The organism is Kribbella sp. NPDC051718 (assembly GCF_040681515.1).
Taxonomy (GTDB): Bacteria; Actinomycetota; Actinomycetes; order Propionibacteriales; family Kribbellaceae; genus Kribbella.
The window spans coordinates 475,714-500,379 of the sequence record NZ_JBFAYZ010000006.1 but is presented as its reverse complement, the minus strand read 5'-3'; the positions used below and the strand labels follow the sequence as shown (position 1 = coordinate 500,379).

The window sequence follows — 24,666 nt, the reverse complement described above, 5'->3', positions numbered from 1 at the left end:
GTGGGGTGTGGGGGCTTCGCCCCCACAAAACGGCGGGCGATCCAAGCTCGCGCTTTCCGCGAGCATGAATCGCCCAGATCGTCCGCGCCCCCGGCAGGATTCGAACCTGCGCACCCGCCTCCGGAGGGCGGTGCTCTATCCCCTGAGCTACGGGGGCTCAGGAACGAGCAGAACCTTAGCAGGAAATTCGGATGGGGTTCGCATTGGGGGAGACCCTGGTCGGTCCCTGGGTCTTCCGTGTGGCGGGATCCCGTTGGGTACTGGAGTCGTCATAGTGGACGTAATCCCAAGTACCGAAAGGAAAACGAACTCATGGCTAGCACTCTGGTACGTCCGGTCAACGGTCGCATGGTCGGTGGTGTCTGCGCGGGTCTGGCGCGCCGCTTCGGCGTCTCGGCGAACACGATGCGAGTGATTTTCGTGGTCAGCTGCATCGTCATCCCCGGCTCACAGATCCTGATCTACCCGATCCTCTGGGCGCTGATCCCGTCCGAGCGGTGACATGAAACCCTGCTCCCCATGAGAGCGGGTCTGCTGGTGGTAGCCGTCACACTGAGCCTGGTACCGGTGGTGAGCGGCTGCCAGGTCGGCCCGGCCGAACCCGCGCCGGCCGAGCTGAGGACGAGTGCACCCCCGTGGAGCGCGCCACGGGATGCGGTCTCGTACGTCGACAAGGCCGGCTTCGAGCGGCTGCCGCTCGACTTCAGCGGCCCCGCGCCGTACACGCTGAAGCTGTCCGTCACGGTCGACGGCAAGCCGGTGGAGATTCCGGCGGACATCGGCGTCGACCGGCTCCGCGCCGAGCAAGCGGCGGTGCACACGCACGGTACCGACGGCGTGCTGTGGGTCGAGGCGAAGACCAAGGCCGAGCGCCCGACCCTGAACCAGTTCTTCACCCTCTGGGGTCTTCGGTACGACGACCACTGCCTGGCCGCCGCGTGCGGCTCGCTGACCGTCACCGTCAACGGCGAGAAGGCCGCCTGGGACACCAAGCTCCCTCGCGAGAGCGTCGTCCAGGTCGAAGCCAAACACTGACGCTCGTCGCAACCGTCGTCGCCACGCTCACCCTGGCCGGCTGCAGAACCGCCGTTCTCCGCCTGAAACCCGCCTGAGCGGACGTCCGGGGGCGTCGTCGTACCGGGCTGTGGATACTGAGTCAAGGGTTTGGGCGGCTGGCCATTAGGCTGGCCCGGTGACTCCGGAACAGCTCGCTGAGAAGATTCTGTTGGCCCTGACCGCGCTCGTCGACGACGGGACCTTGACGGTCGAGGGCGGCCTGCCTGGTGAGCTCAAGGTGGAGCGACCCAAGAATCCCGAGCACGGGGACTACGCGACCAACATCGCCATGCAGCTGGGCAAGCGCTCCAGCCTCGGCAACCCGCGCAAGCTGGCCGAGCTGCTGGCGGCCAAGCTGCAGGACGACGACGCCATCACGGCGGTCGAGATCGCCGGCCCGGGCTTCATCAACATCCGGGTCGCGGCCGATGCCCAGGGCAAGATCGCGGCCCAGATCGTCGAGGCCGGCCCGGCGTACGGGTCGAGTGACTCGCTCAAGGGTCAGCCGATCAACCTGGAGTTCATCTCCGCCAACCCGACCGGCCCGCTGCACCTCGGCCACACCCGCTGGGCCGCCGTCGGCGACGCGCTGGCCCGGGTGCTGATCGCCGCCGGCGCCAAGGTCACCCGCGAGTTCTACGTGAACGACCGGGGCGCCCAGATGGACAAGTTCGGCGCCTCGCTGATGGCCTCGGCCAACGGCGTACCGGTCCCGGAGGACGGGTACCACGGGGAGTACATCAACGATCTGGCCGCCCGGATCGTCGCCGAGGTGCCGGGGATCAAGGAGCTGCCCGAGGCCGAGCAGTCGGTCGCGTTCCGCGAGGCCGGGTACGAGCGGCAGCTCAAGGAGCAGCAGGACCAGCTGGCCCAGTTCCGGACCGAGTTCGACGTCTGGATGTCCGAGCGCAGCCTGCACGAGCAGGACGGCGTCGGCCACGCGATCGAGAAGCTCCGCGAGCAAGGGCATCTGTACGAGGCGGACGACGCGATCTGGATGCGCACCACCGACTTCACCGACGACAAGGACCGGGTGCTGATCCGGACCAACGGCGAGCCGACCTACTTCGCCTCCGACGCCGCCTACTACGTGAACAAGCGCGAGCGCGGCTTCGAGGTCTGTATCTACCTGCTCGGCGCCGACCACCACGGGTACGTGAACCGGCTGAAGGCGATCGCGGCCTGCGCCGGCGACGACCCCGAGCACAACATCGAGATCCTGATCGGCCAGCTCGTCAAGATCCTCAAGAACGGCGAGGAGATGAAGCTGTCCAAGCGGGCGGGCACGATCGTCACGCTCGCCGAGCTGGTCGAGGAGAGCGGCGTCGACCCCCTGCGGTACACGCTGTGCCGCTACCCGGTCGACTCGCCGCTGACGCTGGACATCGAGGAGATGACCCGGCAGGTCAGCGAGAACCCGGTGTACTACGTGCAGTACGCGCACGCCCGGCTCGCGTCGATCCTGCGCAACGCCGACGAGCTCGGGATCAAGCTGGACGAGTTCGAGCCCGGCCTGCTCAGCCACGAGAAGGAAGGCGATCTGCTCCGCGCACTCGCCGACTTCCCGCGCGTGGTCGCCACTGCGGCCGAGCTGCGGGAGCCGCACCGGGTCGCCCGCTACCTCGAGGACACCGCCTCGGCGTTCCACAAGTTCTATGACGTCTGCCGGGTGCTGCCGCGCGGTGACGAGGAGATCGAGCCGGTGCACAAGGCTCGCCTGACCCTGGTCGGCGCCACCAAGACCGTCCTCGCCAACGGGCTCGACCTGCTCGGCGTCAGCGCTCCGGAGCGGATGTGAGGGCGCACGAGGCGGGCACGCTGCACGCCGACCTCGGGCACAACTCCCCGCCGTGGCTGCGCGCGCCGCGTGACCCCAACGACCTGGTCACCTCGCTGTGGTCGACGACGGCCAAGAAGAACGGCGAGGGCGCGCTCGAGGTCGGCGGTGTCGATCTGCGCGAGCTGGTCGCCGAGCACGGCAGCCCGGCTTACGTACTCGACGAGGACGACTTCCGGTCGCGGGCCCGCGCGTTCAAGCTCGGCTTCAAGGACTTCGACGTCTACTACGCGGGCAAGGCCTTCCTCAGCACGACCGTCGTGCGCTGGGTGATGGAGGAGGGCCTCAACCTCGACATCTGCTCCGGTGGCGAGCTCGCGGTCGCGCTTCGGGCCGGCGCCGACCCGAAGCGGCTCGGCTTCCACGGCAACAACAAGTCCGTGCAGGAGCTGGCCCGTGCGCTCGACGCCGGGGTCGGCCGGATCATCGTCGACTCCGAGTACGAGATCACCCGGCTGATCGAGCTGGCCAGGGAGCGCGGTGTCGTCGCGCCGCTGATGGTCCGGGTCACGGCCGGCGTCGAGGCGCACACCCACGCGTACATCGCGACCGCGCACGAGGACCAGAAGTTCGGCTTCTCGATCACCTCGGGGGCGGCCTACGAGGCCGTTGCCCGGATCAACGAAGCGCCCGAGCTGGAGCTGCTCGGGCTGCACTCGCACATCGGCTCGCAGATCTTCGACTCGTCCGGGTTCGAGGTCGCCGCGAAGCGTGTGATCGCCTTGCACGCAAGGGTTTCCGACGAGCTCGGTGTGGACATGCCCGAGCTGGACCTCGGTGGTGGTTTCGGGATCGCCTACACCACCCAGGACGACCCGTCCGACCCCGCGCAGCTCGCGACCGAGATGGGCAAGATCGTCGAGCACGAGTGCCGCGGGCACGGTATCGACGTACCCAAGGTCTCGATCGAGCCCGGCCGCGCGATCGTCGGCCCGGCGATGTGCACGGTCTACGCGGTCGGCACGGTCAAGGAGGTCGCGCTCGACGGCGACGCCTACCGCACCTACGTCTCGGTCGACGGCGGGATGAGCGACAACATCCGCACCGCGCTGTACGACGCCGACTACTCCTGCACGCTGGCGAACCGGTACTCCGAGGCCGGGCCGACGCTCGCCCGGGTGGTCGGCAAGCACTGCGAGTCGGGCGACATCGTGGTGAAGGACGAGTTCCTGCCGGCCGATGTGACGCCCGGCGATCTCGTCGCGGTGCCGGGCACCGGCGCCTACTGCAGGTCGATGGCGAGCAACTACAACCACGTACCGCGGCCACCGGTGATCGCGGTCAAGGACGGGCAGACGCGGGTCGTCCTCCGTCGCGAGACCGAGGACGACATGCTGGCACTGGACATGGGGGCCGAATGACCGAGAACGCAGAACCCCACAAGGAGAAGTCGCTGGGTGTGGCGGCGGGGCAGCGCCCGTTGAAGGTGGCGCTGCTGGGTTGCGGCGTCGTCGGCACCGAGGTGGTCCGGATTCTCACCGAGCGGGCCGATGACCTCGCCGCCCGCGTCGGCGCCCCGCTGGAGATCGCCGGCATCGCCGTCCGCCGGGCCGGCCGGGCGCGCGACATCGCGGTCGACCCGGCGCTCGTCACCACCGACGCGCAAGCGCTCGTCTCGCGCGGTGACCTCGACCTGGTGATCGAGGTGATCGGCGGGATCGAACCGGCCCGCAGCCTGATCCTCACCGCCCTCGAGCACGGCGCCTCGGTCGTCACGGCCAACAAGGCGCTGCTCGCCGAGGACGGCCCGACGCTGTTCGCCGCCGCGGAGAAGTACGAGCGCGACCTGTACTTCGAAGCCGCCGTGGCCGGCGCGATCCCGATCCTGCGGCCGCTGCGCGAGTCGCTGGCCGGTGACGACGTGACCCGGGTGATGGGCATCGTCAACGGCACCACGAACTACATCCTCGACAAGATGGACTCCACCGGGGCCGGCTTCGACGAAGCGCTCGAGGAGGCCCAGGCCCTCGGATACGCGGAGGCCGACCCGACCGCCGACATCGAGGGCTTCGACGCTGCCGCCAAGGCCGCGCTGCTGGCGAGTTTGGCCTTCCACACCAGGGTTTCCATCGCCGACGTGCACCGCGAGGGCATCACCGAGGTGTCCGCGACGGACATCGCCTCGGCCCGCGAGATGGGCTGCGTGGTGAAGTTCCTGGCGATCTGCGAGCTGGACGAGGAGAACGACTCGGTCGGCGCCCGGGTCTACCCGGCGATGATCCCGCTGAGCCACCCGCTGGCCTCGGTCCGGGACGCGTACAACGCCGTTTTCGTGGAATCCAAAGCGGCTGGCCAGCTGATGTTCTATGGTCGTGGTGCCGGCGGCGCCCCGACGGCCAGCGCTGTCCTCGGGGATCTCGTATCCGCCGCGCGCAACCGGCTCAAGGGCGTGCCGGGGGTCGGCGAGTCGTCGTACACCCAGCGGGCCGCCCGGCCGATGGGTGCCACCCGGACTCGCTATCACGTGTCGCTGGACGTGGCCGACAAGGCCGGCGTGCTGGCGGCGGTGGCGCTCGCGTTCTCCGACCACGGCGTGTCGATCCAGACCGTCCGGCAGGAAGGCCGCGGCGGCGACGCCCAACTGGTCGTCGTCACCCACACCGCCACCGACGCCGCACTCTCCGCGACCGTGGAGGCCCTGCGTGACATGGAGATCGTCCGTGAGGTCAGCAGTGTGATGCGGGTTGAAGGGGACTAGAGATGGCGAAGCAGCGGCCACACCAGTGGCGAGGCGTGATCGAGGAATACCGCGACCGGTTGCCGGTCTCGACGGACACTCCGGTGGTCACCCTCGGCGAAGGCGGTACGCCGCTGGTGGCCGCGCAGTGGCTGAGCGAGCAGACCGGCTGCGAGGTCTGGCTCAAGGTCGAGGGCAACAACCCGACCGGCTCGTTCAAGGACCGCGGTATGACGGTGGCGATCTCGCTCGCCGCGCAGGCCGGTGACAAGGCGGTCGTCTGCGCCTCGACGGGTAACACGTCGGCGTCAGCCGCGGCGTATGCCGTGCGCGCGGGGATGCTGCCGTTGGTGCTGATCCCGGCCGGGCGGATCGCGAAGGGCAAGCTGGCGCAGGCGATCGTGCACGGCGCGAAGCTGGTCTCGATCGACGGCGGCTTCGACGACTGCCTGCGGATCGTGCGTGAGCTGGGCAAGCACTACCCGGTCGCGCTGGTGAACTCGGTCAATCCGGTCCGGCTGGAAGGCCAGAAGACCGCGGCGTTCGAGGTGTGTGACGCGCTTGGTGATGCCCCTGATCTGCACCTGCTGCCGGTCGGGAACGCGGGCAACATCGCGGCGTACTGGAAGGGCTACCAGGAGTACCGCAAGGACAAGATCTCCTCGAAGGTCCCGCAGATGTGGGGTTTCCAGGCCGAAGGCGCCGCGCCGATCGTGACCGGCCGCATCGTCGAGAAGCCGGACACCCAGGCGACCGCGATCCGCGTCGGCAACCCGGCCTCCTGGACCCTCGCCGAAGCCGCCCGCGATGAATCCGGCGGCCGCATCGAGGCCGTCACCGACGACCAGATCCTCTCCGCCCAACGCGAGTTGGCAGCCCGAGAAGGCGTCTTCGTAGAACCCGCCTCCGCGGCCGGCGTAGCCGGCCTCCTAGCCACCAAGGCGGCGGGCCGCCTACCCGGCGGCTCCACCATCGTCATCACCGTCACCGGCCACGGCCTGAAGGACATCGACACTGCTCTCTCCTACGCAACAGTCAAAGAGTCCCCAGTAACCCCAGCCGACACCGACGCGGTAGCCCGAGTAGCAGGGTTGGCTTAAGTTGCCCACGACCAGCGACCAGTCAGCCTTGGCCGAGTCCGCCGCCGCTGGAGAAGGTGCCGGCGGGCCGGTTCGGGTGCGGGTGCCTGCGACCAGTGCGAACCTTGGGCCGGGCTTTGATGCCTTTGGGTTGGCTCTGACGCGGTACGACGAATTGACGGTCACCCCGGGTGGTACCGAGGTGGTTGTTGAGGTGACCGGGCCTGGTGAGGGTGAGGTTGCGCTGGACGAGTCGCATTTGGTGGTGCGGGCGATTCGGGCTGGGTTGGATGCGCTGGGGGCCTCGGTGCCTGGGTTTATGTTGCGGTGTGAGAACCGGGTTCCGCATGGGCGGGGGTTGGGGTCGTCTTCGGCGGCGATCGTCGGGGGGATCGCCGCGGCGTACGGGCTGGCGGGGGAGCCGTTGGATCGGGATCGCGTGCTGGAGTTGGCGAACGAGATCGAGGGGCATCCGGACAACGTGGCCGCGTGTGCGCTGGGTGGGTTCACGATCGCGTGGACCGACGGGGACACCGGGCGGGCGATCCGGTTGGAGCCGATGAGCGAGTTGTCGGTGGTTGCGTATGTGCCGTCGACGCGAGTACTGACCAAGGAGGCTCGTGGGTTGCTGCCATCCGCAGTACCGCATGCAGATGCAGCTGCAAATGCAGGACGGGCCGCGTTGCTCGTTGCTGCGTTGACCTCGCGGCCCTCGTTGCTGATGACGGCGACCGAGGACTGGCTGCACCAGGAGTACCGGCAGCCCGCGATGCCCGAGAGTCTTGCCCTTGTGCACAGGCTCCGGGGAAGCGGTCTGGCCGCGGTCGTCAGCGGCGCCGGTCCGACGGTGCTGGTGCTGGGCGAAGAACCCGAGCGAGCCGGCGAGGCACCCGACGGTTGGCACCGGTACGAGCTCGGCATCGATCCACTCGGCGTACAGGTCTGGTCGGCGGATGCGGAACAACTGCTCGCCGAGGGCGGGAATGAACGATCCCGGACACGCGTTGAACACCTCGAGGCAGCAGACTGACCCGGATGGGTGCTAGTCTCGGATCACCCGATCCCCTCCAGGTGATCGGCGAACTCTCGCCGCATCGGGCTTTGTTCCCGGCACCCCAGGTGTAGGTGGCGATCTCCCAGAGAAGAACTTGCGCCGCCTGCGCCGGAGATTTCCGGGGGAACCCAGATTCAGCGAGAGCCGCCTCCTTGTTACCCCGCGTCGCCGTTTCGTCGGTCGCGGGAGATGATTCCGGGCGATGAGCCTCTCAGGACATCGTCCATCCGTGTGGGAAGGACCTCACGTGACAGAAACTGTTGAAGCCTCCAGCGGAGCCGGTACCTCGGCCCCGGGCACCGACGCGACGGCTACCGCCGGAACGCGGCGCCGCAAGGCCGGAGGCGGCCTCGAAGGCATGCTGCTCCCCGAGCTCAAGCAGCTCGCCGGGACGCTCGGCATCAAGGGCACCGGCGCGCTGCGCAAGGGCCAGCTGATCGAGGCGATCAAGGCCAACCAGGCGAGTATCGGCTCCGGGGGCTCTCGCTCGCGGTCGAGTCAGCCGACCCTGGACGAGGCCGCGGAGCCGGTGGCCACCAAGGCCAGGACCAAGACGGCCGAGGTGAAGGCCGAGGCTCCCGCTCAGGACGCACCGCAGCGAGCCGGCAGCCGCCGGACGCGCGCCGCCGCCACCCAGAGTGGCTCGGAGACGACTGAGCAGAACGGTGCCGCCACCAGCGGCGCCGACCGTGCGACCGACCGGCCGGCCGAGTCGGCCCCGGTGACGGCGCGGAGCGGTGCAGCGGCGGCCGAGGCCGTCCAGGCGCCGGAGAAGACTCGTGAGCCGGTCGACAGCCCGTCGGTCGAGCAGAGTACTGACCGCAGCGAGAGCCGCGGCGACCGCGGCCGTGGCCGCGACAACGCGCGGGACAACCAGCGCGACGGTCAGGCCCGCGATGGTCAGAGCCGTGACGCTCAGGCCCGCGACAGCCGGGACAACGCGCGGGACAACCAGCGCGACAGCCAGGCGCGGGACGGCCGTGACGGCCAGACCCGCGAGAGCCGTGAAGGTCAGGCCCGCGATGGCCAGGCCCGTGACGGTCAGCAGAGCCGTGGCGAGGGTCAGCGGGACGGCAACCGCGACGGTCAGCGCACCGATCGCGACGCCAACCGGGACGGTGGCCGCGACAACAACCGCGACCGGCAGAACCAGAACGACCGGGGCGAGGAGGGCGAGGGCCGTCGCCGTCGCCGCCGGGGCCGCGATCGTGACCGGGTCACCACGGACCGCCCGACCAACGACCGCAACGACCGCGGTGGCCGGGACAACCAGCGCAACCGCGGCCGCAACGACCGCTTCGAGCCGGAGCCGACCATCAACGAGGACGACGTGCTCGTCCCCGCGGCCGGCATCCTCGACGTGCTCGACAACTACGCCTTCGTCCGGACCAGCGGCTACCTGCCCGGCCCGAACGACGTGTACGTCGCGCTGTCGATGGTGAAGCGCTACGGCCTGCGCAAGGGTGACGCGATCACCGGCGCGGTGAAGCAGCCGTCGGACGGCGAGCGCAAGGAGAAGTTCAACCCGCTGGTCCGGATCGACACCGTCAACGGGTCGGACCCCGAGGTCGCCAAGCAGCGTCAGGACTTCAACAAGCTGACCCCGCTGTACGCGACCGAGCGGCTCCGGCTCGAGACCGAGCCGAACATCCTGACCACCCGGATCGTCGACATCGTCAGCCCGATCGGCAAGGGCCAGCGCGGCCTGATCGTCTCGCCGCCGAAGGCCGGCAAGACGATGGTGCTGCAGGCGCTCGCCAACGCGATCACCACGAACAACCCCGAAGTACACCTGATGGTCGTGCTGGTGGACGAGCGGCCCGAAGAGGTCACCGACATGCAGCGCACGGTCAAGGGTGAGGTCATCGCCTCGACCTTCGACCGGCCGGCCGACGACCACACCACGGTCGCCGAGCTGGCGATCGAGCGGGCCAAGCGGCTCGTCGAGCTCGGCCACGACGTCGTCGTGCTGCTGGACTCGATCACCCGCCTGGGCCGGGCGTACAACATCGCGGCCCCGGCCAGCGGCCGGATCCTGTCCGGTGGTGTCGACTCGTCGGCGCTCTACCCGCCGAAGCGGTTCTTCGGCGCGGCCCGCAACATCGAGGACGGCGGCTCGCTGACCATCCTGGCGACGGCGCTGATCGAGACCGGCTCCAAGATGGACGAGGTCATCTTCGAGGAGTTCAAGGGCACCGGCAACATGGAGCTGCGGCTGCGCCGCGAGTTCGCCGACCGCCGGATCTTCCCGGCCATCGACGTGGTCGCCTCCGGTACCCGCCGCGAGGAACTGCTGATGAGCAAGGACGAGACCCAGGTCGTCTGGAAGCTCCGCCGGGTGCTGTCAGCTCTCGACGGCCAGGCGGCGCTGGAACTGCTGATCGGCAAGCTCAAGGAGAGCAAGTCGAACATCGAGTTCCTGCTTCAGGTCAACAAGACCACTCCGTCGGCCGGCAACGGTCACACGACGGACAACGGTAACTAGAAGTAGCAACACGCTGACGAATCGCCCCGGAATACCGGGGCGATTCGTCAGGTTGGGCCCCTAGATGGCAAACTTGTCTGTTGGTTCCGGTTCACGTTCGCACCAAGCGGACGACCCGGGCTGCCTTTGACTCGAGGAGATCCATGAAGAGCGACATCCACCCGAACTACGTGCTGACCAAGGTGACCTGCACCTGTGGCGCATCGTTCGAGACCCACTCGACGGCCGAGAGCGGCACCATCCGCTCCGAGGTCTGCTCGCAGTGCCACCCGTTCTACACCGGCAAGCAGAAGATTCTCGACACCGGTGGCCGCGTCGCCCGCTTCGAGAAGCGGTACGCGAAGAAGTAGCTGCGAAAGCTCTGGGCGAGGTGTGCCTGCGGACAGCGCAGGCCACCTCGCTTTCGTGTGTTGTGCGGCTTCGCCGCGGGCGGGGGCTTCGCCACCCGCACCCCCTTGCGTGGGGCTAGTGTTTTATCCGAAGGGACTCCGGCATGTTCGAGGCTGTGCAATCGCTGAAGGCGGAGTACGCCGAGCTGGAACGGCGGATGTCGGATCCTGAGCTGCACTCCGACCAGGCGGTCGCGCGGCAGGTGGGCAAGCGGTACGCCGCTTTGGCGCCGGTCGTGCGGACGTACGCGGAGTGGCTCCAGACGGCTGACGACATCGAGGCCGCCAAGGAGCTGGCTCACGAGGACGCGAGTTTCGCCGAGGAGGCGACCAAGCTCGAGCACCGGCGTGACGAGCTGGCCGAGAAGCTGCAGGTGCTGCTGGTGCCGCGCGACCCGAGTGACGACAAGGACGCGATCCTCGAGATCAAGGCGGGGGAGGGCGGCGACGAGTCGGCCCTGTTCGCCGGCGACCTGCTGAAGATGTACCTGAAGTACGCCGAGTCGCAGAACTGGAAGACCGAGGTGCTCGACTCGGCCGAGTCCGACCTCGGCGGGTACAAGTCGATCACCGTCGCGGTGAAGGCGAAGGGCACGCCCGAGCCCGGCGAAGCGCCGTACGCGAAGCTGAAGTTCGAGGGTGGCGTGCACCGGGTGCAGCGCGTCCCGGTGACCGAGTCGCAAGGCCGGATCCACACCAGCGCCGCCGGTGTCCTGGTGCTGCCCGAGGCCGAGGACGTCGACGTCGAGATCGACCAGAACGACCTGCGGATCGACGTGTTCCGGTCGTCCGGTCCCGGCGGCCAGAGCGTCAACACGACCGACTCGGCGGTCCGGATCACCCATTTGCCGACCGGCATCGTCGTCTCCATGCAGAACGAGAAGTCCCAGCTGCAGAACCGCGAGCAGGCCATGCGCGTACTACGGTCCCGGCTGCTCGCCGCTGCGCAGGAGGCGGCCGACCAGGAGGCGTCCGACGCCCGCCGGTCGCAGATCCGTACGGTCGACCGCTCCGAGCGCGTCCGCACGTACAACTTCCCGGAGAACCGCTTCTCCGACCACCGGGTCGGCTACAAGGCGCACAACCTGGACCAGGTCCTCAACGGCGAGCTCGCCCCAGTGATCCAGGCATTGACCGATGCGGACCTCACCGCTCGTCTAGAGGCCGTCGAGAGCAAGTGAGCGTCCGTACGCTGCTTGCCGAGGCCACTGCCCAGCTGGCCGACGCAGGGGTCGCGTCCCCCGACTACGACGCGGCAGAGCTGCTCGCCCACGTCACCGGCGTACGGCGGATGCAGTTGGGGCTGGTGAAGCCCACGGCCGACCAGGAGGCGCAGTACGCGGCCCTGCTCGCCCGTCGCGCCCAGCGCGAGCCACTGCAACACCTGACCGGTACTGCGGCCTTCCGCTACCGCGACCTCGCCGTAGGACCAGGGGTGTTCGTACCGCGCCCTGAGACCGAGGTGCTCGTCGGCTGGATCCTCGACCGCATCGCCGACGTCGAGAACCCACTGGTGGTCGACCTCTGCAGCGGCTCGGGTGCGATAGCCGGAGCCGTCGCCACCGAGCGCCCTGACAGCACTGTGCATGCGGTAGAGCTGTCGCCCGAGGCATGCGTCTGGGCCCGGCGCAACCTGGCCGGGACCGGGGCCACCTTGCATGAGGGCGACATCGACGGCTGCCTGCCGGAGTTGGACGGTCAGGTCGACGCCGTGATCTCCAACCCACCGTACATCCCTTTGACTGCTTGGGAATCCGTCACCGCCGAGGTGCGCGACCACGACCCCGCGCTGGCGCTCTGGTCGGGCGACGACGGGCTCGACGAGATCAAGGTCGTCGCCGCGTCGGCCGGCCGGCTGCTGAAGCCCGGTGGCTGGTTCGGGTGCGAGCATGCCGACGTACAGGGTGAATCCGCGCCGGCCGTCTTTGCTGCTACGGGGCTGTTCACGGAGGTACGCGACCAGCTCGACCTAGCAGGCAGGCACCGCTTCGCCACCGGACGCAGAGTTCACTCGTAGACGACGAACTCCGGGCGGGGTTTGAGCGCCATCACCTGGGCCGGCGTCATCAGCGGGCCGTGCCGGGTGTCCTCCTGGTAGAAGAGCTTGAACCCCGCGTGCACGCCGGCCGCCATCTTCGGGGTCAGCTTGCGCCAGGTGGACTCCTTGTCCTTGCGGTTGCCGATTCCGTCGACCGACTTGATCGTGACCACGCCCGGGTGCTGCTTCAAAGCCTTCTCGTTGCTGACGATCCGCGCCGACAACTGGTGGAAGACGAACACCTTCTCCGGCAGGTCGTTCTGTTCGACCAGCCCGGACAGGTACTTCGCGATGCTGTCCAGCTCGGCACCACTGGTATGCCCGAAGACCCGCCCCGGCACCTGGCCCGGCCCGACCGCCCACTCCGGGTCGAAGGCGAGGCCGACGTCGGGTTCCTTCAGCCAGCGCTCCTGCCGCTTCACCTCGTCGAGGATCTTCGCCCGGCCGGGCTGGATGTCCAGCAACAGCAGCATCTTGTGCTCGCGCGCGACCTTCAGGTAGTTCGCGATCTTCTCGTCGGACAGCCGGTTGCGGTACTTGCGATCCTTGCCCGGCCCGCCGCTCGCGACGACGACGATCAGCTCGAGCACCGGCAGGGGAGTACGACCGACGGCGTACGACTTGGCAAGCTTCTCCAGCTTGTCCGCCTTCGCGTCCAGGTCCTTGTCCAAAGGCCCCAACGCGGGCGACCCCGGCAACCCGACGTACCCGACCAGTTGGTACTTCGGGAAGATCACCCGCCCACCCCGAGGAAGCTCCCCATCAGCCGGCGGAGCAGGCACCGAGCTGGACGCCTTGGGTACCGGCTTCAGCACCGGCCCAGACTCCGCATCGCTCTTGCTGTCGCTACAGCCCGCCGCCATCACCAGCAGCAGACTCGCCAGCACCACACCCGACCTACGCACCCCACCACCCAACCACGCCCCACCAACCCCTGCCCGCCGACGAACCCCCAGGGGTCGACAGCCACAGCAAGCGGTGCCTGCTGGCGTAGCGGCCCGACCTCGACCAGCTGTCCGTCCAGCCGGACGGACAGCTGGTCGAGCGACTAGATGGGTAGTCACGCAGTCACACTGCGGGACTGGCCGCGCGATGGGGCCACCGGGGGTCTACGCCTTGGCTGCGTACTCGTCGATCTCGGTGAGTAGCGCTGCCTTGGTGGTGTCGTCGGCGAAGGAGACCTGGACGGCGGTGCGGGCCAGGTCGGCGGCGCCTTGGTTGTCGAGGTTGAGCAGGTCGGCGGCGACGGCGTACTCGTTGACCAGGTCGGTGCCGAACATGGGTGGGTCGTCGGAGTTGATCGTGACGACCAGGCCGGCGTCGACCATGCCGCGCAGCGGGTGCTCGTCGTAGGAGGCGACGACCCGGGTGGCGAGGTTGGAGGTCGGGCTGACCTCCAGGGGGATCCGGTGCTCGCCCAGGTAGTCGACCAGGGCCGGGTCCTGCAGGGCAGAGGTTCCGTGACCGATCCGCTCGGCCTTCAGTACGCGCAGGGCGTCCCAGATGGTCTCCGGGCCGGTCGACTCGCCAGCGTGCGGCACGCTGTGCAGACCGGCGGCGCGGGCGGCATCGAAGTACGGGGCGAACTGCGGTCGCGGTACGCCGATCTCAGGGCCACCGAGCCCGAAGCCGACCAGGCCGTCGGGGCGGACCTCGGTGGCGATCCGCAGCGTCTCCGCGGCCGCCTCCAGACCGGACTCGCCGGGGATGTCGAAGATCCAGCGCAGCACGACGCCGAACTCCTTCTCCGCGGCGGTTCTGGCGTCCTCGATCGCCTCGCAGAACGCCTCGGCGGCCATCCCGCGCTTGACCGACGAGTACGGCGTGACGGTCAGCTCGGAGTACCGGATGTTCTGGCCGGCCATCTCGCGGGCCACCTCGTAGGTGAGCAGCCGGACGTCCTCCGGCGTGGTGATCAGGTCGACCACGGACAGGTAGATCTCGATGAACTTGGCGAAGTCGGTGAAGACGAAGTACTCCGCGAGCGCGGCGGCGTCGGCCGGGACCGCCGAGTTCGGATGCCGGGCGGCGAGCGCGGCGACGATCCGCGGGGAGGCGGAGCCGACGTGGTGGACATGCAGCTCGGCCTTCGGCAGGCCGGCGAGAAAGTCGCGTGTCACAGTCATGGCGGGGATCTTATGCATGCCGTGCGGGTACCTGCCGGGAAGCTGACAGATGATTGTCAGGAGTGCGCGGGGCGAACCCGATTGGGGCGTGTAGCCACCGGAGTGGCACGATTCACTCCGTGAGCGAGCGCTTTGACTTCACCGGTGACGAGTTGGCCCCGGCCTACCGTGCGGCCGTGGACGCGATCGAGGCGGGCGACCTGGTCGTCCTGCCGACCGACACCGTCTACGGGATCGCGGCCGACGCCTTCAAGGCTGACGCCGTGCAACGGCTGCTGGACGCCAAGGGTCGCGGCCGCGACATGCCGCCGCCGGTGCTGATCTCGGTGGTCGAGTCGCTGGACGCGTTGGCCACCGACGTACCGGAGGCCGGGCGGAAGCTGTGCGAAAAGTTCTGGCCGGGGCCGCTGACGGTGATCTGCCATGCGCAGGGGTCGCTGATGTGGGACCTGGGGGAGACCCAGGGGACCGTCGCGCTGCGCGTGCCCGACCACGAGAACACGCGTGAGCTGTTGTCTCGCACAGGACCGCTCGCGGTGAGCTCGGCAAACCTGAGTGGGCAGCCGGCGGCGCTGGACGTGTACGACGCCGAGGCGCAGTTGCTCGACTCGGTCGCGGTCTACCTCGACGGCGGCGCCGTAACCGGCGGCCAGCCATCGACGATCGTCGACCTGACCGGCGACGCGCCCCACATCGTCCGGGTCGGCGCCCTGTCCGTCCAGCAGATCCGCGACGTCGTCCCCGAGGCCACCACCGACCTCGAGCCCGACGAGAAGCCCGCCGACGAAACCGTCCAGGACGAGATGCCGCAGGACGAGAAGCCGCAGGACGAGCCAACCGAAGTACCGGTCGAGGCGTCCAACGAGAAGACCGAAGACAAGCCCGAGGACGACAAAGCTGCTGATGTGAGGCCTGCGGACCAAGCCCATGACTCCTGACCCCACGCCTACTGCGCGGCACTCGGCACGGCACCTCGCCGCACGGGTGCAAAGGGCAAGATGCTCCGCATCTAACCCTCCGCCCCCGCACGCCGAGCTACCGCGCCGAGCACCTGCTCGCTACGGCGTGGGATCAGGAGTCATGAGCTGTGCGTGAGTATCTGCTGGTCCTGTTCGTGGCGATGGCCACGACCTTCCTGCTGACCGGTGTGGCCCGGCAGATCGCGTTGCGCTACGGCGCGGTGGCCAAGGTCCGGACCCGGGACGTGCACAAGGTCCCGATCCCGTACTTCGGCGGCATCTCGATCCTCGGCGGCCTGATCGCCGGCTTCGCGGTCGCCTCCAGCCTGCCCTTCCTCGGCGACAGCCTGCAGGTCGCGCACGACGCCCGGGCGATCCTGATCGGCGGCGTGGTGATCTGCGCCGTCGGCGTCGTCGACGACCTGTACGAACTGGACGCGATCACCAAGCTGGCCGGCGAGGTGCTGGCGGTCGGCGTGATGGTCGTCCAGGGCATCCAGCTGTACTGGCTCCCGCTACCAGGCGGCATCTTCTCGCCGCCACCCGCGCAGCTCGCCGTGCTGACCGCCGGCATCCTGCTCGTCTCCACCAACGCGGTGAACTTCGTCGACGGACTGGACGGTCTGGCCGCCGGCGTCACCGCGATCGGCGCGGCCGCCTTCTTCACCTACTCGTACCTGCTGAACGTCGAGCAGAACCTCGACCGCGCCACCACCTCGACCCTGATCACGGTCGCGCTGGCCGGCGCCTGTCTGGGCTTCCTGCCGCACAACTTCTTCCCAGCAAGAGTTTTCATGGGTGACTCAGGTGCCTTGCTGATCGGTCTGATGCTGGCCGCGTCGACGATCAGCCTGACCGGCCAGATGGACCCGAACGCCGTCCCGTACGAGGTCGGCGGCTCCAGCCTGCTGCCGGCGCTGCTCCCGCTGATCCTCCCGATCGCGGTCCTGGCGATCCCGGCGCTCGACCTGACGCTGGCCTACATCCGGCGTACCAAGGCCGGCCGTTCGCCCTTCGCGGCGGACAAGTTGCACCTCCATCACCGCCTCATGCAGCGCGGTCACTCGCATCGCCGCGCGGTCCTGCTGATGTACCTGTGGACCTTCCTGATCGCCTTCGGCGTGGTGGTCCTCGGCCTGCAGCTGAAGTGGTGGACCACCCTGCTGGTGCTGGCTGTGACGGTCACCGCGATCCTCCTCACAACGGGACTGCCGAGGCGGTCCGGGCGGGCGCTTTCCAAGGTCTGAGCAAGACCAGACCAGTGGGCTTCGTGGCCTACCGATAAGGTGTTCGTGTACAGCGGCAGGGACGCTTGTTTTGCCGACCGTGAAGACTTTGTGCTAGTTTTCACAAGCACCAGCAATTCACAGCTTCACCCCTGACCCCGCCCACCAGACGACCGAGGGCAAGAATCCCGGTCGCCAGCAGGACGGAACCACCAGATGGCTCCCCAGGTAAGTAGCCCCAAAGAAGCCGGCCAAGCGACAAAGCACCCGGCTCTCGCGATGTTGCGCGGCGCGGCGGTCGCCGCAGTGGTCGTCGGCGTGAACGCAGCCGCCGTCGCGACCGTAGCCGCCGGGTCCAAGGGTCTGTGGGGGGCACTGCTCGGTCTGCTGATCGTGCTGGTCTTCTCCGGCGCCGGCCTGCTCGCGCTGCACGCCGCGCGGCACACCAGCCCGACCATGCAGCTCGGTGTCGCGATGGCCTCCTACACCGGCCGGATCGCGATCTTCGGCGGCCTGCTCGCCCTCGCGATCAACTCCGACTCACTGGCCCGCAACGTCAACCTGACCGCCCTCGGGATCACCGCGATGGTGGTCGTGATGGGCTGGATGGCCGGCGAGATCTGGTCCTGGTCGCGGCTGCGGGTGCCGATCTACGACCTCGACCACGAGGTGAACCCGTGAGCACCCTGGGTGACGCCTGGGATAGCCGTTTCCAAGCCGTTATCGAAGGTGTGTCGAATGGCACTGGACACCCCGCTCAGGCCGATGTGACCCGGCGTGTCGCGGGCTGGTACCTTTCGGGTGCCAATGAGCCAGAACGAGGATCCGAAGCCGACGCCGAACACATCAGGCGATGGCTGGCGGGTCCTGTCCTACTTGATCGGCGGGGTCCTCGTCTACGGGGGCATCGGCTTCGGGTTGGATCGCTGGCTGGGCACCAAGTTTCTGCTTCCGGTGGGCATCGTGCTCGGTGCCGGCCTGACGATCATGTTGTTGAACTTCCGGTACCGGCAGCGGTCCTGAGCCCTACCGGGTCTGACGTAGTTGACCGCCTTGCCCTGAGCCGCCCTGCCCTTAGCCCTATGGCGAACGACTTGAGCACGACGCGAGAGGAGACCCGGTGAGCGCCGGCGTTCCGACCGAGTTCATCCCACCCGGTCCACAAAGCTTCGACACCCCGCCGATCATCGACGGCGTCGACTGGTTCACCAAGCCGGTCCTGGTCGCCGCGCTGTCGGTGGTGGTGATCATCTGGTTCTACTGGGGTGCGTCCCGCAAGGCCGCCATCGTGCCGTCCAAGCTGCAGTTCGCCGGGGAGTTGGGTTACAACTTCGTCCGCAACTCGATGGCTCGCGACGCGATCGGCAGCCAGGAGTACATGAAGTACGTGCCGTACCTGTGCGGCCTGTTCTACTTCATCCTGCTGAACAACGTGGCGGCGACGATCCCGCTGATCCAGTTCCCGACCTTCAGCCACATCGGCTGGGCGTACGTGGCCGCGATCATGAGCTGGGTCATCTACAACTTCGTCGGCATCAAGAAGAAGGGCCTGTGGGGCTACTTCAAGCACCAGACGATGCCGGCCGGCGTGCCGGTCTGGCTGATGCCGCTGATGATCCCGATCGAGTTCATCTCGAACATCCTGGTCCGGCCGATCTCGCTGAGCCTGCGGTTGTTCGCCAACATGTTCGCCGGCCACATCCTGCTGCTGGTCTTCGTCACCGGTGGCGAGTACATGGTGCTGCACTCCGGCAGCATCGCGATCGGCGGCGTCGGCATCATCACCTGGTTGATGGCGCTGGCGATCGGCGGCCTGGAGCTGTTCGTCCAGTGCATCCAGGCCTACATCTTCGTCGTACTGACCGCGCAGTACATCGGTAGCGCGATCTCCGACGAACACTGATCCGTACCACCCCGCTGTAACCCAGACCCGTCGTAACGGAAACCCGGATAGTCCCTATCCGTACCGAAAGGAAACACCGCAATGGTGAGCAACATGGCTCTCGCAATCACCGGTGACATCGCCGTCCTCGGCTACGGCCTCGCCGCGATCGGCCCGGGCGTGGGCGTCGGTCTGATCTTCGCCGCGGTCATCAACGGCACCGCGCGTCAGCCCGAGGCACAGAGCAAGCTGCAGTCGATCGCGTGGATCGGCTTCGGCGTCACCGAGGTTCTGGCGATCATCGGTATCGCGCTCGCCTTCGTCTTCAAGGGCAAGACCGGCGCCTGATCTTCCACCCCTGACTGACAGGACTGAGACATGCTGACGACACTTCTCCCGCTGACAGAAGCGGCCGCTGAGGAGACCCCCAGCCCGCTGCTGCCGCACGTGGCTGAGATCATCTTCGGCTTCGTCTTCCTGATCCTGCTGGCCATCGCCTTCGCCAAGTTCGTAGTCCCGCGGTTCGAAAAGGCTTACGCCGACCGGACCGCGGCGATCGAAGGCGGCATGGAAGAGGCCAAGCGGGCCCAGACCGAGGCGAAGGCGGCACTCGACAAGTACAACGCGCAGCTGTCGGAAGCCCGGCAGGAAGCTGCGAAGATCCGTGAGGACGCGCGTGAGCAGGGTGCGCTGATCATCGCGGAGATGCGCGAGCAGGCCAACGCCGAGGCCGAGCGCATCGTGACGCACGCCCGCACCCAGATCGACGCCGAGCGGGCCCAGGCCGTGGCCTCGCTGCGCAGCGAGGTCGGCACCATGGCGACCACGCTGGCGGGCCGGATCGTCGGTGAGTCGCTCGAGGACGAGGCGCGTCAGCGCCGGACCGTCGAGCGCTTCCTGGCCGATCTGGAAGCCTCGGAGTCGGCCCGGCAGGCCGTCGGAACGGACGGCTGATGCGCGGCACATCGAGGGAGTCACTCGCCAAGGCCCAGGAGGCCCTGGCGGGTGTCACCGTCACCGAAGGCCTCGGCGCCGAACTGTTCTCGGTGGCCAAGCTGCTCGACGGCAACGGCTCGCTCCGGCGGGCCCTGACCGACCCGGCCCGCCCGTCGGCGACCCGGACCGGTCTGGCCCAGCAGTTGCTCGGCGGCAAGATCTCCGCCCAGGCGCTGGAGATCCTGACCGCCGCGGTGTCCGGCCGCTGGGTCAGCGGGCGTGACCTCGGCGACTCGCTCGACGAGCTGAGCGTGCAGGCCGACGTGGCCTACGCCGACGGCCAGGGCAAGCTGGACGACGTCGAGGACGAGCTGTTCCGGCTCGACCGGATCGTCACCGCCGAGCGGGCGCTGGCCGACAAGCTGAGCGACCGCAACATCCCGGTGGCGACCCGGCAGGAGCTGCTGCACGGGCTGCTGCAGGGCAAGGCGACCGACGTGACCGTGCGGCTGGCAGAGCGCGCGGTGGACGGCCGGGGCCGCAACTTCGCGGGTTCGATGCGGTCGTACCAGGTCGCTGCCGCCGCCCGGCGCAGCGCCAGCATCGCGACCGTGCGGGTCGCCGCGGACCTGTCCGAGGCGGACCGCACCAGGCTCGCGACGGTGCTCGGCCGGCAGTACGGCCGCGACATCCAGCTGAACGTGATCGTCGACCCGAACGTCGTCGGCGGCGTCCGGGTGGACATCGGTGACGAAGTGATCGACGGAACCATCGCGGCCCGGCTCGACGAGGCGCAACGGCGCATCGCGGGCTGACCCTAACGACATATTCGGCGCTAGTGGTCAGCAAGCCTCTAGAGCCTTCACCAGGCCAACCTTGGTCAAGGAAGCAGGGACGGAAACAAAATGGCTGAGCTCACGATCAGGCCGGAGGAGATCCGGGACGCCCTGGATCAGTTCGTCCAAAACTACGAGCCGGACGAGGCTGCCCGCGAAGAGGTCGGCACCGTGATCGACGCGGGTGACGGCATCGCGCACGTCGAGGGCCTGCCCTCGGCGATGACGAACGAGCTGCTCGTCTTCGAGGACGGCACCCAGGGCATCGCGCTGAACCTGGACGTCCGCAGCATCGGTGTCGTCGTGCTCGGCGACTTCGGCGGTATCGAAGAGGGCCAGCAGGTCCGCCGGACCGGCCAGGTCCTGTCCGTGCCGGTCGGTGAGGGCTACCTGGGTCGCGTCGTCGACCCGCTGGGCAAGCCGATCGACGGCCTCGGTGAGATCACCGGCCTCGAGGGCACCCGCGCGCTGGAGCTGCAGGCGGCCGGCGTGATGGACCGCCAGGAGGTCCGCGAGCCGATGCAGACCGGCATCAAGGCGATCGACGGGATGATCCCGATCGGCCGCGGCCAGCGTCAGCTGATCATCGGCGACCGCAAGACCGGCAAGACCGCGATCGCGATCGACACGATCATCAACCAGAAGGCCAACTGGGAGTCCGGCGACCCGAAGAAGCAGGTCCGCTGCATCTACGTGGCGATCGGCCAGAAGGGCTCGACGATCGCCGCCGTCCGCGGCGCGCTCGAAGAGGCCGGCGCGATGGAGTACACCACCATCGTCGCCTCCCCGGCGTCCGACGCGGCCGGCTTCAAGTACGTCGCGCCGTACACCGGTTCGGCCATCGGCCAGCACTGGATGTACCAGGGCAAGCACGTCCTGATCGTCTTCGACGACCTGACCAAGCAGGCCGAGGCGTACCGCTCGATGTCGCTGCTGCTCCGCCGCCCGCCGGGCCGTGAGGCGTACCCGGGTGACGTCTTCTACCTGCACAGCCGGCTGCTCGAGCGTTGCGCGAAGCTGAGCGACGCGCTCGGCGCGGGCTCGATGACCGGTCTGCCGGTGATCGAGACCAAGGCCAACGACGTCTCGGCCTTCATCCCGACCAACGTCATCTCCATCACCGACGGCCAGATCTTCCTCCAGTCGGACCTGTTCAACGCGAACATCCGCCCCGCCATCGACGTCGGCATCTCGGTGTCCCGGGTCGGCGGCGCCGCGCAGGTCAAGGGCATGAAGAAGGTCTCCGGCTCGCTGAAGCTGGACCTCGCGCAGTTCCGCGCGATGGAGGCGTTCGCGATGTTCGCCTCCGACCTCGACGCCACCTCGCGCCGCCAGCTGGACCGCGGTCAGCGGCTGGTCGAGCTGCTCCGTCAGCCGCAGTACTCGCCGTACCCGGTCGAGGACCAGACCGTCTCGATCTGGGCCGGTACCACCGGCAAGTTCGACGACGTCCCGGTCAACGACGTGCTCCGGTTCGAGCGTGAGTTCCTGGACTTCCTGCGCCGGGAGAGCAACGTGCTCGACGCCGTCCGCGAGTCGGGCAAGTTCGAGGACGACTCGGCCGACGCGGTCACCGACGCGCTGAAGAAGTTCAAGCCGACCTTCCAGACCTCCGACGGCCAGCTGCTGGTCGGCAAGGAAGAGACGGCGGCGATGGACTCCGAGGACGTCGAGCAGGAGCAGATCACCAAGCAGAAGCGGGGCTGATCGTCCATGCCCGCAACCCAACGTGAGCTGAAGGATCGGCGAGCCTCCGTCTCGACGATCAAGAAGCTCACCCGTGCGATGGAGCTGATCGCTGCATCCCGGATCGTCAAGGCGCAGCAACGCGCCAAGGCGGCCGGTCCGTACGCGCGTGAGCTCACCCGAGCGGTGTCGGCGGTGGCGACGTTCTCGAACGTCGACCACCCGCTGACCACCGAGAAGCCGAACCCCAAGCGGGCCGCGGTTCTCCTGATCACCTCCGACCGCGGCCAGGCCGGCGCGTACTCCTCCTCGGTCATCCGGGAGGGCGAGCGGCTGAACCAGCTGCTCCGGGAGTCCGAGAAGGAGATCGTCCCGTTCCTGAGCGGGCGCAAGGGGATCGCCTACTACACCTTCCGGCAGCGCGAGGTCGCGCAGTCGTGGAGTGGCGACTCCGACGCGCCGTCGTTCGCCCGGGCACGGGAGATCGCCGACGCGTTGATCGAGGCCTTCCTCAAGCCCACCGAGGAGGGCGGCGTGGACGAGATCCACATCGTCTTCACCCGGTTCGTCTCGATGCTGACGCAGAAGCCGGACGTCATCCGGCTGCTGCCGCTGGAGGTCGTCGAGGGCGAGGAGGCACCGGCCGCCGAGGACGTACTGCCGCTGTACGAGTTCGAGCCGTCCGCCGAGGACGTGCTGGACGGGCTGCTGCCGAAGTACGTCGCGAGCCGGATCCACTTCTGCATGCTGCAGGCGGCGGCGTCCGAGCTGGCCAGCCGGCAGCGCGCGATGAAGTCCGCCACGGACAACGCGCAGGATCTGATCGAACGACTGACCCGCGAGTACAACCAGGTGCGGCAGTCGGCCATTACCCAGGAAATCAGCGAGATCGTCGGTGGCGCCAACGCGCTGGCCGACGCCAACGCCGGGAGCGAGTGAGAGAGATGACTGCCACGGTTACCGAGAAGGACAACAGCGGCGCGGCAGGTGCCGTCGGCCGCGTCGCCCGGGTCATCGGCCCGGTCGTCGACATCGAGTTCCCCGCGGACGCGATGCCCGACATCTACAACGCGCTCGAGGTGGACATCACCTTGAACGACGTCACCGCCACGATCACCCTCGAGGTCGCGCTGCACGTCGGCGACAACATCGTCCGGGCGATCTCGATGAAGCCCACCGACGGCCTGGTCCGCGGCGCCGAGGTGCGCGACACCGGCTCTGCAATTTCTGTCCCGGTCGGCGACGTCACCAAGGGCCGCGTGTGGTCCGTGACCGGCAAGTGCCTGAACCAGGACGAGTCCGAGTTCGAGATCACCGAGCGCTGGCCGATCCACCGCAAGGCGCCGGCCTTCGACCAGCTCGAGTCCAAGACCGAGATGCTGGAGACCGGCATCAAGGTGCTGGACCTGCTCACCCCGTACGTCCAGGGCGGCAAGATCGGCCTGTTCGGCGGTGCGGGCGTCGGCAAGACCGTCATGATCCAGGAGATGATCTACCGGATCGCGCACAACTTCGGTGGCACCTCGGTGTTCGCCGGCGTCGGTGAGCGCACCCGTGAGGGCAACGACCTGATCGGTGAGATGGAGGACGCGGGCGTCTTCAAGGACACCGCGCTCGTCTTCGGCCAGATGGACGAGCCGCCGGGCACCCGGCTGCGCGTCGCGCTGTCCGCGCTGACGATGGCGGAGTACTTCCGCGACGTGAAGGAGCAGGACGTACTGCTCTTCATCGACAACATCTTCCGCTTCACCCAGGCCGGTTCCGAGGTCTCCACGCTGCTCGGCCGGATGCCGTCGGCCGTTGGTTACCAGCCGAACCTCGCCGACGAGATGGGCATCCTGCAGGAGCGGATCACGTCGACCCGCGGTCACTCGATCACCTCGATGCAGGCGATCTACGTACCCGCCGACGACTACACCGACCCGGCGCCGGCCACCACCTTCGCGCACCTGGACGCGACCACCGAGCTGTCGCGTGACATCGCGTCGCGTGGTCTGTACCCGGCCGTCGACCCGCTGACCTCCACGTCGCGGATCCTCGACCCGCAGTACATCGGCCAGGAGCACTACGACGTGGCCGTCCGGGTGAAGCAGATCCTGCAGAAGAACAAGGAACTGCAGGACATCATCGCCATCCTGGGTGTCGACGAGCTCTCCGAAGAGGACAAGATCACCGTCGCCCGCGCGCGCCGGATCGAGCAGTTCCTCTCGCAGAACACGTACATGGCGGAGAAGTTCACCAACACGCCGGGTTCGACGGTGCCGCTGAAGGACACCATCGAGTCGTTCAAGAAGATCACCGAGGGCGAGTGCGACCACATCGCCGAGCAGGCCTTCTTCAACGTCGGTTCGCTCGACGACGTCGAGCGGCGTTGGGCCGAGCTCCAGAAGGAGCTCTGAC

Annotated in this window: 24 protein-coding genes and 1 tRNA gene; 22 read left to right on the top strand and 3 right to left on the bottom strand. The window is 68.2% G+C overall.

Features of this window, described 5'->3' with window-relative positions:
• Positions 1-85 precede the first annotated feature (85 nt).
• Positions 86-157: transfer RNA gene (locus AB0M15_RS24950), tRNA-Arg, on the bottom strand.
• A gap of 155 nt (positions 158-312) precedes the next feature.
• Between AB0M15_RS24950 and AB0M15_RS24945 the strand changes: the two genes are divergently transcribed.
• The 11 genes from AB0M15_RS24945 to prmC all read left to right on the top strand — a co-directional run bounded on the left by AB0M15_RS24945 (position 313) and on the right by prmC (position 12,594).
• The gene (locus tag AB0M15_RS24945; protein ID WP_363823680.1) at positions 313-501 is read left to right on the top strand and encodes a PspC domain-containing protein; all 189 of its coding nucleotides are present in this window, start codon (positions 313-315) and stop codon (positions 499-501) included.
• An 18-nt stretch (positions 502-519) separates the two neighbouring features.
• On the top strand, positions 520-1,035 hold the full coding sequence (locus AB0M15_RS24940; protein ID WP_363823678.1) for a hypothetical protein: 516 nt from the start codon (positions 520-522) through the stop codon (positions 1,033-1,035).
• A gap of 157 nt (positions 1,036-1,192) precedes the next feature.
• Positions 1,193-2,854, top strand: coding sequence for an arginine--tRNA ligase (argS, locus tag AB0M15_RS24935; protein ID WP_363823675.1), 1,662 nt, complete (start codon positions 1,193-1,195; stop codon positions 2,852-2,854).
• On the top strand, positions 2,851-4,254 hold the full coding sequence (lysA, locus tag AB0M15_RS24930; RefSeq protein ID WP_363823672.1) for a diaminopimelate decarboxylase: 1,404 nt from the start codon (positions 2,851-2,853) through the stop codon (positions 4,252-4,254). Before argS ends, lysA begins: the two co-directional genes overlap by 4 nt.
• Positions 4,251-5,591, top strand: coding sequence for a homoserine dehydrogenase (locus tag AB0M15_RS24925; protein WP_363823665.1), 1,341 nt, complete (start codon positions 4,251-4,253; stop codon positions 5,589-5,591). The genes lysA and AB0M15_RS24925 overlap by 4 nt, the downstream gene beginning before the upstream one ends.
• Positions 5,592-5,593: 2 nt before the next feature.
• Complete coding sequence (thrC, locus tag AB0M15_RS24920) at positions 5,594-6,670, top strand: threonine synthase (RefSeq protein WP_363823659.1); 1,077 nt, start codon at positions 5,594-5,596, stop codon at positions 6,668-6,670.
• A gap of 1 nt (position 6,671) precedes the next feature.
• A complete protein-coding gene (thrB, locus tag AB0M15_RS24915) occupies positions 6,672-7,679 on the top strand; it encodes a homoserine kinase (protein WP_363823655.1) in 1,008 nt (335 codons plus the stop codon).
• A gap of 271 nt (positions 7,680-7,950) precedes the next feature.
• A complete protein-coding gene (gene rho / locus AB0M15_RS24910) occupies positions 7,951-10,188 on the top strand; it encodes a transcription termination factor Rho (protein ID WP_363823649.1) in 2,238 nt (745 codons plus the stop codon).
• 143 nt (positions 10,189-10,331) lie between these two features.
• Positions 10,332-10,538 carry a 50S ribosomal protein L31 gene (rpmE, locus tag AB0M15_RS24905; RefSeq protein WP_328326895.1) on the top strand — a complete coding sequence of 69 codons (207 nt, stop codon included), beginning with the start codon at positions 10,332-10,334 and terminating at the stop codon, positions 10,536-10,538.
• A gap of 143 nt (positions 10,539-10,681) precedes the next feature.
• Positions 10,682-11,758 carry a peptide chain release factor 1 gene (gene prfA, locus AB0M15_RS24900; RefSeq protein WP_363823636.1) on the top strand — a complete coding sequence of 359 codons (1,077 nt, stop codon included), beginning with the start codon at positions 10,682-10,684 and terminating at the stop codon, positions 11,756-11,758.
• Positions 11,755-12,594: a peptide chain release factor N(5)-glutamine methyltransferase gene (gene prmC, locus AB0M15_RS24895; protein WP_363823632.1), complete on the top strand. Its 840-nt coding sequence runs from the start codon at positions 11,755-11,757 to the stop codon at positions 12,592-12,594. The genes prfA and prmC overlap by 4 nt, the downstream gene beginning before the upstream one ends.
• Here the strand turns inward: prmC and AB0M15_RS24890 are convergent.
• Both AB0M15_RS24890 and AB0M15_RS24885 read right to left on the bottom strand, forming a co-directional pair.
• Complete coding sequence (locus AB0M15_RS24890; RefSeq protein WP_363823625.1) at positions 12,585-13,520, bottom strand: hypothetical protein; 936 nt, start codon at positions 13,518-13,520, stop codon at positions 12,585-12,587. The two genes, prmC and AB0M15_RS24890, sit on opposite strands and share 10 nt — an antisense overlap.
• 204 nt (positions 13,521-13,724) lie before the next feature.
• Complete coding sequence (locus AB0M15_RS24885; RefSeq protein ID WP_363823619.1) at positions 13,725-14,741, bottom strand: adenosine deaminase; 1,017 nt, start codon at positions 14,739-14,741, stop codon at positions 13,725-13,727.
• Between the two features lie 119 nt (positions 14,742-14,860).
• Between AB0M15_RS24885 and AB0M15_RS24880 the strand changes: the two genes are divergently transcribed.
• The 11 genes from AB0M15_RS24880 (at position 14,861) to atpD (ending at position 24,665) form a co-directional block, all read left to right on the top strand.
• The gene (locus AB0M15_RS24880; RefSeq protein ID WP_363823614.1) at positions 14,861-15,679 is read left to right on the top strand and encodes an L-threonylcarbamoyladenylate synthase; all 819 of its coding nucleotides are present in this window, start codon (positions 14,861-14,863) and stop codon (positions 15,677-15,679) included.
• Between the two features lie 149 nt (positions 15,680-15,828).
• Positions 15,829-16,947: an MraY family glycosyltransferase gene (locus AB0M15_RS24875; RefSeq protein WP_363823607.1), complete on the top strand. Its 1,119-nt coding sequence runs from the start codon at positions 15,829-15,831 to the stop codon at positions 16,945-16,947.
• 195 nt (positions 16,948-17,142) lie between these two features.
• Entirely contained in the window at positions 17,143-17,607 is a 465-nt protein-coding gene (locus AB0M15_RS24870; RefSeq protein WP_363823602.1) for a hypothetical protein, read from the top strand.
• Positions 17,608-17,733: 126 nt separating this feature from the next.
• Positions 17,734-17,949 (top strand): hypothetical protein, encoded by a 216-nt coding sequence (locus tag AB0M15_RS24865; protein ID WP_328326880.1) that lies wholly within the window; start codon positions 17,734-17,736, stop codon positions 17,947-17,949.
• 97 nt (positions 17,950-18,046) lie between these two features.
• Positions 18,047-18,829 (top strand): F0F1 ATP synthase subunit A, encoded by a 783-nt coding sequence (gene atpB, locus AB0M15_RS24860; RefSeq protein ID WP_363823598.1) that lies wholly within the window; start codon positions 18,047-18,049, stop codon positions 18,827-18,829.
• A gap of 93 nt (positions 18,830-18,922) precedes the next feature.
• Positions 18,923-19,156 (top strand): ATP synthase F0 subunit C, encoded by a 234-nt coding sequence (gene atpE, locus AB0M15_RS24855; protein ID WP_343964018.1) that lies wholly within the window; start codon positions 18,923-18,925, stop codon positions 19,154-19,156.
• Between the two features lie 30 nt (positions 19,157-19,186).
• Complete coding sequence (locus tag AB0M15_RS24850) at positions 19,187-19,762, top strand: F0F1 ATP synthase subunit B (protein WP_363823595.1); 576 nt, start codon at positions 19,187-19,189, stop codon at positions 19,760-19,762.
• The gene (locus AB0M15_RS24845) at positions 19,762-20,559 is read left to right on the top strand and encodes a F0F1 ATP synthase subunit delta (RefSeq protein WP_363823592.1); all 798 of its coding nucleotides are present in this window, start codon (positions 19,762-19,764) and stop codon (positions 20,557-20,559) included. Before AB0M15_RS24850 ends, AB0M15_RS24845 begins: the two co-directional genes overlap by 1 nt.
• 90 nt (positions 20,560-20,649) lie before the next feature.
• Positions 20,650-22,287, top strand: a complete 1,638-nt coding sequence (atpA, locus tag AB0M15_RS24840) for a F0F1 ATP synthase subunit alpha (RefSeq protein ID WP_363823589.1) — start codon at positions 20,650-20,652, stop codon at positions 22,285-22,287.
• Positions 22,288-22,293: 6 nt separating this feature from the next.
• Entirely contained in the window at positions 22,294-23,205 is a 912-nt protein-coding gene (locus tag AB0M15_RS24835; protein WP_328326868.1) for a F0F1 ATP synthase subunit gamma, read from the top strand.
• 5 nt (positions 23,206-23,210) lie between these two features.
• The gene (atpD, locus tag AB0M15_RS24830; protein ID WP_363823585.1) at positions 23,211-24,665 is read left to right on the top strand and encodes a F0F1 ATP synthase subunit beta; all 1,455 of its coding nucleotides are present in this window, start codon (positions 23,211-23,213) and stop codon (positions 24,663-24,665) included.
• Position 24,666 lies beyond the last annotated feature (1 nt).